Here is a 10396-nt window from a genome sequence, read left to right as displayed (position 1 = left end):
CGCAGGCCCTTCACGCAGCGCTTTCTTCAAGCGGTAAATGTCCGCCTCGATGATCCACTTCTCCACCAGCGATCTCCCTCGTCTCTCCCTACTGATGAAGATGCATGAGTTGAGGATAGCAGTCCTTCACCTATGATACTGTTTTACGGACGGAAAGTAGGGCCCAATCCTGCGGCTCAGGTCGGCTTGCCATCGAGATCCGCCGCTACTGGCGATACAACTCCGAATCTAGAAATGGGAAAGCCAGCAGTGATCCGCCGCGGAAATATCAGCGGCGTGCGCGCGTGCGAACTTTTCATTGAAAAATTCGGATCCGCTCTTCCCAAGGCACTAAATTGACAAGTTGAGGGTAAGTTGCCGGTCGGCAAGCTGATTACGCACCGCTTCACACTGGATCAGATCAACGAAGCCTTCGATACAGATAACGAGAAGGAGCGCACCGGCGCAGTATTCGTCGCGATCACTTCGCATCTAAGCCCATCTATGTCTGCTTCCATCCAAATCCGGCGCGGAGCCTAACGACCGGATTTGCGCGCGGAGCAGACAGCCAGACCAGGTTCGTCGAATGGCTGCTTTGGGGTCGATTGCTGCCAGTCCACTTTTTGGCCGCTTGAGCAAACAAGCAGACCGTCCGCTCTCAGGGTGCGACCGCTCCTCGCTTATGTCCGATATTGGGTGGGAAGCGGACGAAACGTTAGCGGTCATAATCGCTGGCGACAGTTGCCGGTCCCAATCGCAGAAAGCGAGCCGCGTTATCGTAGTAGATGCCGCGGCGCTGCGCCGCGGTGAGAAAGTCCGCGCCCTCAATTCGTTCAATAATGGGTGCATAATCCTGATCATCCGAACCCAAGACGATCCGATCCGCGAATCCGGCGCTTACAAAGGTGCGGAGTGATGCATCGTGCAACGCTCTAGGTCCAACGCTGTTCAACACGGACATATCGACGACGACGTTTGGAAAGTCGCGCAACAGCACCAACGTCTCATCGACGTAGTCGAACCCGGCATGCTGTAGAACGACACGTAATCGCGGGTGTCGCTGGAGGACTGGACGAAGCAGCGCGGGGTTGCCGAAGTCGGCTTGGTAATCTGGACAACAGCCGTCGTAGCGGCGCGGGCCCTGACCCGGACCCGGCCCACGGCCGATATGGACGAATGCCGGGACATCGTGGCGGGCCGCCAACGACCAGTAATCGGTCATAACAGGATCATCAGGAGCGATGCCGGCATAGTTGAAGACAAGCTCACCTAGGCCCACGAGCGAGCCAGCCGATAGCTGTTGGTCGATCCATGCGGCGTCGGGCATGGGGCCGTCGGTTTCGACAAAGCACCACTTCCGCTGCTGCGCCGTCAGCTTGGGGCACGGAAACATCGGGCTGAGCAAAAGCCGGGGATTTTTGTCGCTGCGGTAAAGCGCGACATCCTCCCTCCCGGTGATGAACAACATGGATGAGACAACATTATGCGACCGCAGCGCATCCCGAATGGACGCTATCGCAGTATCATCTGGGTCCGCGGGCCAGGGCGTGTGGCGGTGCAGGTCGATGATCGGCTGAGGGCCCACTGGAGAGCGCCCAGCATGCACACAGCCAACGAGAAGCGCCGCGACGCTTACCCCGACACACTTTCGCAACAATGTCATGGTGCCCCCGTCCGATCACCCAGCCGTGTATCGCCAGCCTAGTGCCAGCGCGAAAGGCCGCAACGGGGTCGTTTGCGGCTGGTCCGCTGCTGGCGCGCTCCGTCCTCTGGCATAGGTCATGAACGGGTGGAAAGCGGACAGTGAGTTAGGTCACTCCAAACCCGGCGTGGTAAGCCACCTCGCCAGCGACAGGTTCGCCGGTTAGCACCAATGACTGGAAATACTCAGCAGGAACCTCACCATAACGTAGGGCATGTTCGCTGGTAAAACCGAACCGGCGATAATACTCCGGATCTCCAAGCACGACGCAGCCTCGCGCGCCACGGTTCGTCAGCACCTGAAGTCCCTCCTTTACCAAGGCAGAGCCCACCCCGCTTCGTTGAATGCTTGGTGAGACAGAAACCGGGCCGAGGCCAAACCATCCAATATCCTCGCCATCGATCAGCACTGGCGAAAATCCAACATGGCCTATGATCGAACCTCCTTGTTCGGCGACAAGAGATGGTGAGAGAGCGCCGGCTTTCCTTACGGCGTCAACGATAGCGCCTTCGGTCTGGCTGCTGTGCTCGACTCCGACAAAAGCGGCGTCAGTCAACGCCCTGATAAATATGATGTCGTCGGGGGTTTCCTGTCGAATGATCATCATGTGAACGTTGCTGGCCAGACGTGATCCCGCAAGCCCGACGTCCGCTATGGGTCGTTTGCTGCCAGTCCGCTTTTGGCCGCTTGAGCTAAGAAGCTGACAGTCCGCTTCCAGGAGCGGCAGCGATCTTTGCCTATGTCCGATATTGGGCGCATAGCTGACTGGCGGCTTGTGGGCCGGTAGCGGACAGTCTTCTCTTGGCGAATCCGAGCAAGAAGCAGACGTACACGTGAAGCCCTCCTGGAGATTGTATGCCCGATATCCTCCTCCACCAGTATGATAGCTCCCCTTTTTCAGAGAAGGTGAGGGTTTGCCTCGGCATCAAGGGGCTCGCCTGGGCAGCTGTCGATCAACCCATAATTATGCCCAAGCCGGAGCTTGTGCCCCTCACGGGCGGCTATCGCCGCATACCCGTCATGCAGATCGGTGCTGACGTTTATTGCGATAGTCAGCTCATCGTCCGCGAACTTGAGCGTCGGTATCCTGAGCCAACCCTATTTCCAGGGGGCGGATCGCTGTTCGGTTATGCGTCAGCGCTTTGGACGGATCGCGAGATGTTTCAGGCCGCTGTCGCAGTCATTTTTGGTGGGTTGGGCGACAACGTGCCGGCCGAGTTCATTAAGGATCGGGAGGCGTTGAGCGGGCGGCCCTTCGATCCGGCAGCCATGGGCGCGGCGGTCCCAATGATGACGCAAAGGCTGCGCGCCAATGCTGCATTGCTTTCAGAGCAGTTGCGGACAGGCAGCCCGTTCCTTGCAGGCGAACTTCCCGGCCTCCTTGACGCGAACGCCTATTATAATTTGTGGTTCGTGCGCTCAGCCTACCCAGCCGCCGCATCGGCGTTCGACGATTCACCGGCGATCCGGCAGTGGATGGAGCGCATACGCGGGATCGGTCATGGGCAGCGCTCTCAAATCAGCCCGACGCAAGCTCTGCAGCTTGCGCGCGAAGCTCTGCCGCAAGCTATTCCTGAAGGAACGGACGACCTTCTGGGCCGCACGGTTGTGATCTCTGCTGATGACTATGGTCGGGATCCGATCGAGGGCACGCTCATCGCAGCATCGGAGTTCCAGCTCACGGTCTTGCGCCTCGATGCGGCTCTGGGTGAGATTGCCGTGCACTTCCCGAGGATCGGCTTTCACCTAAGGGAATATGACCGGAAGTAGCCCTCTGAATGCGATCCCATCCGAAAGAGGCACGCTCGTACCCTATCCATCAAATCCTTTGAAATTGATCATCGCACCCACGCCTTGATCTGAGACCAGCGGTTCGGAACGCCGGAACGCCAAGGCTGTGGCACGGGGTGTGTCAACCGGATCGAACACAGGTAGCTTCCGACCTCGCTGTACCTTACGCCGAAGTTCAGTACTTCCCAAGTGCGCCACTCGCACGATAAATGGTGCGCAAAGAGCATCCAGCCGAAGTATGCGGGCCGTAGTACTATGCCGATTGATGACCGTCTTTATGCCACCGCTGAGGTGGCAGCGCTTACCGACATTCCCTACGGGATTGTCGCTAATGCTCTTTATAAACGATCAATCATACCAACCCCACGCAGCGATGCGATTGCACCTGGAACAAAGCGTAAAGTCAGTCGCGAGGTGATGCTCCGCCTTAAGCTATGGAATGAGACTGGCTTCGCACCCGCGCAGCTTCGCGCATTGAGCAACTCCATTGATATCGAGCCCGCCGCCGATCTTGTAGAAGTTGGCACCATCTTGATCGTTAACGTGGGCAAAGCTCGAAGGCATCTCGATGCGAGGATCAGCGAGCTTGCGGCTGCGGAAGCACTTGTCGTGCCAGGCCATGGCGTGCTCAATGATGAGCCTGTCTTCGAGGGCACGGACACGCCGGTCAGATTCATCGCGAAGATGTTGGACAACGGCGAGTCCAAAGCAGATATCCTAAAGAAGCACGACAAGCTAACGCTGGCGCATCTTGGGTTCGCTCAGCTTTGGGCCGCTGCCCATCCCCACCATGGCCGCCCAAGGTCTTTTAAGCAGCTATCGGCATCTGCCAACCTGACGAGCTAAGACAAACGGATTCGATTCCTAGGACAACTTAACCCGCGGGACCAACCAAGCAGCGCCTTCGATAACTAGTTTTGCCTCAATGAATTTTACCGGGCTCTCCTACTCCCATCGAGCGCCCGTTTCCCGCAGTAGGGACCGAAGACGGAGGTCTCTCGCCCAGAGATGAACACGTTCCGGCCACCATCAACACGCCGAAGTTCACCAGCGATACTGCGGCTCTACTGACTGAGCGGTTCGGTGCGCAGCGAGTTGAGGCCACTCCTCCGGTGATGGGCGGCGAAGACTTCGGCCGCTTCCAGCTCGCGGATAAGTCGATCGAGAGCCTGATCTTCTGGGTCGGCGGCGTGCCTCATGCAAAGTGGGCGGCGGCAGGCGGCGATCCTCTCAAGCTTCCGTCGCTGCACAGCCCGGTTGGGCACCAGACCCTGAGCCGACAATCACGACCGCCACGGATGCGATGACTGCGGCCGCGTTACAGGTGCTGAGGAGACCCCAGGGGCCTGATGCGTTCGAAGTCTGCGTACGGTAATCTCCCCGCGCCCCACGGACACTCGCTCGTCTACTGAGCAATGTTCTCTCTGCCTAACCAGCCGCGAGCGATGAGAGCCCCCTCCGCTCGGGAGGCGAGAATGAGTGTCAGTTCCATTAACTACGATCCTTCGCAGTCCGCTTACCCTCTGTCGTTAGGTCTGGACACTACGTAGTAGCGGAGACTGGCTGACCATGCGGGCGATCGGCAACTGCCTCAGAAAGTTACGGGGCGACTGCAGCGGTAACGCGTTGATGTTGACGGCAGTCGCCTTGCCAGCACTTCTCGGTGCTGCGGGTTACGGCATCGACACGGCACAGTGGTACATGCTGCAGCGCGAGCTTCAGCATGCGTCTGACCAGGGGGCGATCGCGGGGGCTTGGAACCTCGCGTATAAGGATGTGGGGTCAACCTACGACAATCGCGCGCGCAAGGAGTTCGCGGCCAACCTTGGTATCGCGACAGGGTACGCGTCCACAATAAACCCCAACGTGGCACGCGGCAACTTCCAGGGGGGCACAAATAATTCTGTCGTGGTGACCGCGGAGATTTCGGTCCAGCTTCCGTTCTCCAGGTTAATAACCTCGTCGCCGACGCTCATCCGCGTCGCCTCGGAGGCAGCGTTCGCTCCCGGCACGGTTCACAAAGCGTGCTTGCGTACGCTGAAGACTGGTGCGGCCGGCACGTTTCAGGTCGGGAACGGCGCAACCCTGATTGCTAATTGCGGCGTGATCGCGATTTCCTGTGAACCTGAGGCCATCCGGATCGATGAGAATGCGACAATTGAAATCGCGAAGATTACTGCCTGCAATCACGAGGCAGCATCGCTCCCCTCCACATTCTCCGGGGAGCTTGTAGTCGACAGCACAATCGGGAGCTATGTCAATGAACTGTTTGGCCCCGAGCCTGCTGGAGATGAGCCGACATCAACCTACAACTGTGCCAACGCTCCCAAGAAGGGGACATACACCGTTTCTCCGGGCGTTTACGACAACGGCATCAAGATCGCATGCAACACCATCTTCTCGCCCGGCGTTTACTACGTCAGGACCGAGCTGGACCTGACCCACAACGCGGTGGTCAGCGGCTACGGAGTTATGTTCGTGCTGCTTGACGGGGCAACCCTCAAAATGGGAGGCAGCGGCGCGAACGGTACAGGAACCGGCGGTACCATCAGGAGCAGCCTCAACTTGACGCCTCCGACCCACTCAAAGCTGCTCGAGCTCGGCTACTCGGACGAATTTGCCAAGAAGTTCGAAAACGTCCTGATCATCACCGACGACACCGAGGCCGAGACCGACCACATCATCAATGGCAATGCGAACATGCATATTCAGGGCAAGCTTCATCTTCCCAAGGGGAACGTGAAGGTCAACGGGAATGCCCAGGCGGCCGACGGAGTCTGTTTCCAGATCACCAGCTACACGTTGGATGTCTCGGGCGGAGCTTATCTCTACACACTTTGCTCTCAGGAGGAGACGCAGGCGCTCGAGAGCCAACCCGGCGTGAGGCTGATCTCGTGAGGTGGCCGATTGAAAACCTGATCGACTGCACGAAGGGCACATCGGTTATCGAAACTGCGCTGGTCCTGCCGGTGCTGGCGACGTTGGCACTTGGGACCTTCGAGGTCGGCACCATGGTGCAGAAGCAGCAGGAGCTCCAGAGCGCCGCGTCAGAAGCAGAGGCGATTGTTATGGCGGCAGCGGCAGGGCCGGGGGTGGACTCTACAAAGATGAAGGACATGCTGGCGAATTCAACGGGCTTTCCGAAGACGGACATTACCCTTTCGGCAAAGTACCGCTGCAATAATTCCGACGTCCTGGTCGACAACGCCTCCTCATGTGCAAGTGGACAGCGAGCTTACCAGTTTGTGCAAGCCACATTCAAGGCGAAGTACCAGCCCATGTGGACGAATTTCGGGCTTGGTTCGGCTTTCGATTACGTCGTTACACGCACGGTTCAGGTGGGCTGAGGATGGAACTGTTCGCTCAAATTCTGCGGTCCGACCGGCGTGGGGCGGCCCTCGTGGAATTCGCCCTGATTTCCCCAATTCTCATCACGATGTTGCTAGGAGTCGTGCAGATCGGCACGTGGGTTCAAGCCTACAATTCGGTGCGGAATGTCGTGAACGACACCACCCGGTTCGCGATGGTGGAATATCAGCGGGGCAACAAAATTTCAGACGAAGCGATCGCGGACCGCGCAAGCGCGATCGCAGTGAGCGGGAAGTACAATCTTGACGCAGGTTTAGTCATCCCTGCAGTCACCACCAAATCCACAGAGGTGGATGGCATCAAACAGCGACGCCTCGTGATCTCCTATAAAGCGCCGGAGTTCATGCCATTCGTATCTGCGCTCTCCCCAAACATCCAGTACGGACGAGACATTTATCTGTACGACAAATCTGCGGTAGCCGGCTCGACTTAGATAGAGGGAGCCTTGGTACTGCGATGACCTCCCTGCTGCAGCAGAATGAGGAAGGAGGCCGCCGCTGAAGCGCCGGCGATCTGTAAACTAGGAAATTGCTCTGCCTCTTCCAAAGTTTATTATGTCCGAAGCGGGTAACCCACGAACAAGACAGAAATCGAGACAGGGCAACGCTGCTTTTTTGGGTCTCCTGCGCACGTTCTGCAACTTAACGCTGACGAAAATCTAGCTAAGCGCTCCTAATACACTCGGTTTCGGATATTGATGATCCTCGCCAGCTTGGAACTCAAGCATGCCTATCAACACGGGGACCGCTTCGCCGATAGTTCCTGTTGAGATAATTCGGCTTCGTTTCGAATATTCAGAAGTAGAGCGCCTGCGCCATAAATTCTGCGCCTCTTGCGCACCCACGGGGGGCATAGCTTCATTCGCGGCTCACACTAGCTACTTTAAGGCCTTTGGCGTAAGCACATGCTGTGGAGTTCCAGAGTACCCGCCTCAACGTCCGCTTTCCACCCATTAGCGGACGTCCGAGGTGGATCATCAGCACCCGACAGCGGACCGTCTGCTATGCGGCTCTCCGTCCATAACCGGCCCAGCCGCAAACGACCCAAATGCGAACATTCTGGTCCGGCGGGAGACGACCGTACGCGTCCGCAGTTTTTTAAAGTTGACGTCCTTGCCGCGGCGGCCTTGCTCCGTGTCATGAAGTAGCGCCCAAGTTTGAGAGAACACCTCGTCTAATGCAGATGTTCGAAGATGAATTCATCGGCGGCACCATCTATTCGGCCGTCGCGCCAGTCACCTCCGCCTGGCTCTCACGCGTGGCAGCCGTTCTGGACGGCGCAGGGCAGTGGAGGCCCACCCGCGGCGGCGGCCGCGATCCAGGCCGAACCAAGGTCTCAAGCACGACTGCCGCGATAGTCCCTTGGTTCGAGAGCTGGAAAACCAAACGTGATGGCATGTGGTTCTTCGGCGACGAAGCTAACGATATTACCGGTCGGATAGATGCCTTCGCTCTGGAGTCCGCTCCCGCACACCGCCCGGTACTGCAGCAGATTGAATTCAACGCACAGGAATCGTTGTTTTCGGACCAGGACGCGTGCGAGCGTTACGCCACGATCTTCGCTGCGCTATGTGATGCCGCCGACGCCTTCGTAGGCTGGGCAGCGCATACGCCGATGCTGCGCCAGTCGGTTCAGCACCTGCTGCGTCGGCGCGAACTGCGAGGCGGACCCCCGATGTCCGTAGCGGCCGGCGCCCATCAGTTGGAATACGTGCTGCCGGACGTGAGATGGCTCAACTACTTTGGCCCTGCTTTCATCGAAGGGGCCGGAGATGGGCTGAACGATGTGGGCTTCCGCTGCGAGCGCACAACCAACGGCGGGGCACTGGTTTGGGCAACGCCAAACCCTTTCGTGCTCGAGCACAACGCCACGCAGTTCGAGGACTACGCGTGGAAGCGTTCATTCTACGAGTTTTTCGATGCCGCCTTCGTGCGCAGCGACGCCGATGGAGGGGCTCTTGGCGAGCATGTTCCTAGCTTGGTGCAACACCGTAGGCACCTTACGCGCCCCTAAGTTGCGCCGTGTTGGATGTGCGTGCAGCGGCCCAATGACCGCTTTCCACCCATCGCCAGTCATTGAACGACCAGGAGCAAGAGACCCCATCGCAGACGTTCGAACGGCGAACCGCCTCTTCACCAGTTGTAGGGGCTGTGGACCCATGCTGCGGCGAGCTTCAGATACCTCGCCGGATCCCGATCAATCGCCTTGTGAAAGTCAGGAACTGTTGGAGCGCCTTGAGCATTAAGGTCGTACAAGGGCGCACCTTAGCCCCCCTCCCGTCCGGTGCGCCAATACCCGATCAACTAGCCCCCGCTGCGGCGGGGGCTTTCTTTGGTCGCATTTACATCGACGAGTGAGGCACCAGTGATCTAACCGCGGGCGACCGAAGATATTTGCGGCGTTCGCTGAGAGCCATTAGATCAAAACGAAAAGGGCCTCGCCGAAGCGAGGCCCTCCTCCCCCGACGAAACCTAATTAACCTCAGGCGCTGACTGCATCGTCGTCATCATCGGTCAGGAGCAGAAAGAGCATGCCAGCAGCCGCGAGAGCGACGATAATCAGGGCGGGGCCAATGCGGCCTGCAAGCTCGCTCTCGTCGCTCGCCTGGGCGCTTGCACGCTCGACGGGCGTATTGACTGCCTGAGCGACGACCGGAGTAGCTGCCAGGGATGCTGCGGCTCCAAGCAAAGCCATTTTGCGAATGCTCATAGTTTTCTCCTGCTCTTGTTGCGGATGATTGTACATAAACTGCAAAAGTACAAGCATTGTTCCAGTAACGGGTTAGCCTATAATGACTAACAGAACTAACTGAGTCCGTATCGGCAGAAAGAGCCACGGATTGGTGTCTTACTCGCCAAGCGGGTCAACTGCATCAACACGACAGCCGCGCGCACCTCAACCGGGTCGGGTAGAACCGCTGCAAATCAACGAGCCAAGACCGAACCGAATGGTTGCTGATGGCTTGTGCGTGCGCCGTAGTCAGCGGACGGTCTGCGAACGAGCCCGCAGTAGCCGCTCTGTGGAGCGCGTCTGCATTCTGCTGGAGCGATCGCTTTAACAGTCAGCTGCGTTGTTACCGTGGTCCCGCTCGATAGCCTGACGACCAGCCTATCTATGCGCCTGAACACTCAGGATTAACCTCAGTGCTTCAGCATGAGCAAAGTAGAGGCTTCTAAGGGACGAACTTGGCGCCAGTAGGCAGCGAGGACCCATGATCGAGAATCAGAAAATTCGTGCAGCTCAGGTGATTGGCCCGCTGGGCGAGCCTTTGGGCATGGATGATCTGCCTCCCCGCGACACCAAGCGATGGGTCATACGACGCAAGGCCGAGGTCGTGGCGGCGGTGAACGGCGGTCTGCTGACGATCGATGACGTGATTGAACGCTACCACCTCAGCCTTGAAGAGTTCAACTCATGGCAGCGCGCTGTTGACCGCTCGGGCATGCAAGGGCTCCGGGTCACCCGAACTCAACACTACCGCGACCTCTATGAGCGGCGACTTCGGTATGGCTGACACCTCTTCTGGAGCGGGGTCTTCCTGCCGCTCAGGATCGT

Annotated in this window: 10 protein-coding genes; 7 read left to right on the top strand and 3 right to left on the bottom strand. The window is 58.3% G+C overall.

Annotated features, from left to right (window positions below):
• Window positions 1–694: 694 nt before the first annotated feature.
• Both E0504_RS43705 and E0504_RS43700 read right to left on the bottom strand, forming a co-directional pair.
• Complete coding sequence (locus E0504_RS43705) at window positions 695–1447, bottom strand: amidohydrolase family protein (protein ID WP_165938808.1); 753 nt, start codon at window positions 1445–1447, stop codon at window positions 695–697.
• A 340-nt stretch (window positions 1448–1787) separates the two neighbouring features.
• A complete protein-coding gene (locus E0504_RS43700) occupies window positions 1788–2288 on the bottom strand; it encodes a GNAT family N-acetyltransferase (RefSeq protein WP_207974683.1) in 501 nt (166 codons plus the stop codon).
• A 248-nt stretch (window positions 2289–2536) separates the two neighbouring features.
• On the opposite strand from E0504_RS43700, the gene E0504_RS43695 reads away from it, so the two are divergent.
• The 6 genes from E0504_RS43695 to E0504_RS43670 all read left to right on the top strand — a co-directional run bounded on the left by E0504_RS43695 (window position 2537) and on the right by E0504_RS43670 (window position 8854).
• Window positions 2537–3451, top strand: coding sequence for a glutathione S-transferase family protein (locus E0504_RS43695; protein WP_131627375.1), 915 nt, complete (start codon window positions 2537–2539; stop codon window positions 3449–3451).
• Between the two features lie 276 nt (window positions 3452–3727).
• The gene (locus E0504_RS43690) at window positions 3728–4318 is read left to right on the top strand and encodes a DUF433 domain-containing protein (RefSeq protein ID WP_131627373.1); all 591 of its coding nucleotides are present in this window, start codon (window positions 3728–3730) and stop codon (window positions 4316–4318) included.
• Between the two features lie 723 nt (window positions 4319–5041).
• Window positions 5042–6370 (top strand): TadE/TadG family type IV pilus assembly protein, encoded by a 1329-nt coding sequence (locus E0504_RS43685; protein WP_131627371.1) that lies wholly within the window; start codon window positions 5042–5044, stop codon window positions 6368–6370.
• A complete protein-coding gene (locus tag E0504_RS43680; RefSeq protein ID WP_131627369.1) occupies window positions 6367–6819 on the top strand; it encodes a TadE family protein in 453 nt (150 codons plus the stop codon). The genes E0504_RS43685 and E0504_RS43680 overlap by 4 nt, the downstream gene beginning before the upstream one ends.
• Before the next feature lie 2 nt (window positions 6820–6821).
• Complete coding sequence (locus E0504_RS43675; protein ID WP_131627367.1) at window positions 6822–7274, top strand: TadE/TadG family type IV pilus assembly protein; 453 nt, start codon at window positions 6822–6824, stop codon at window positions 7272–7274.
• A 743-nt stretch (window positions 7275–8017) separates the two neighbouring features.
• Window positions 8018–8854, top strand: a complete 837-nt coding sequence (locus E0504_RS43670; RefSeq protein ID WP_131627365.1) for a hypothetical protein — start codon at window positions 8018–8020, stop codon at window positions 8852–8854.
• 468 nt (window positions 8855–9322) lie between these two features.
• Here E0504_RS43670 and E0504_RS43665 read toward each other — a convergent pair whose 3' ends face one another.
• Entirely contained in the window at window positions 9323–9550 is a 228-nt protein-coding gene (locus E0504_RS43665) for a hypothetical protein (protein WP_131627363.1), read from the bottom strand.
• Between the two features lie 502 nt (window positions 9551–10052).
• Between E0504_RS43665 and E0504_RS43660 the strand changes: the two genes are divergently transcribed.
• Complete coding sequence (locus tag E0504_RS43660; RefSeq protein ID WP_131621665.1) at window positions 10053–10355, top strand: DUF1153 domain-containing protein; 303 nt, start codon at window positions 10053–10055, stop codon at window positions 10353–10355.
• Window positions 10356–10396: the final 41 nt, after the last annotated feature.

The organism is Parafrankia sp. BMG5.11 (assembly GCF_004337455.1).
The sequence above is the reverse complement of the archived record's forward strand: the minus strand, read 5'-3'. Positions and strand labels throughout refer to the sequence as shown.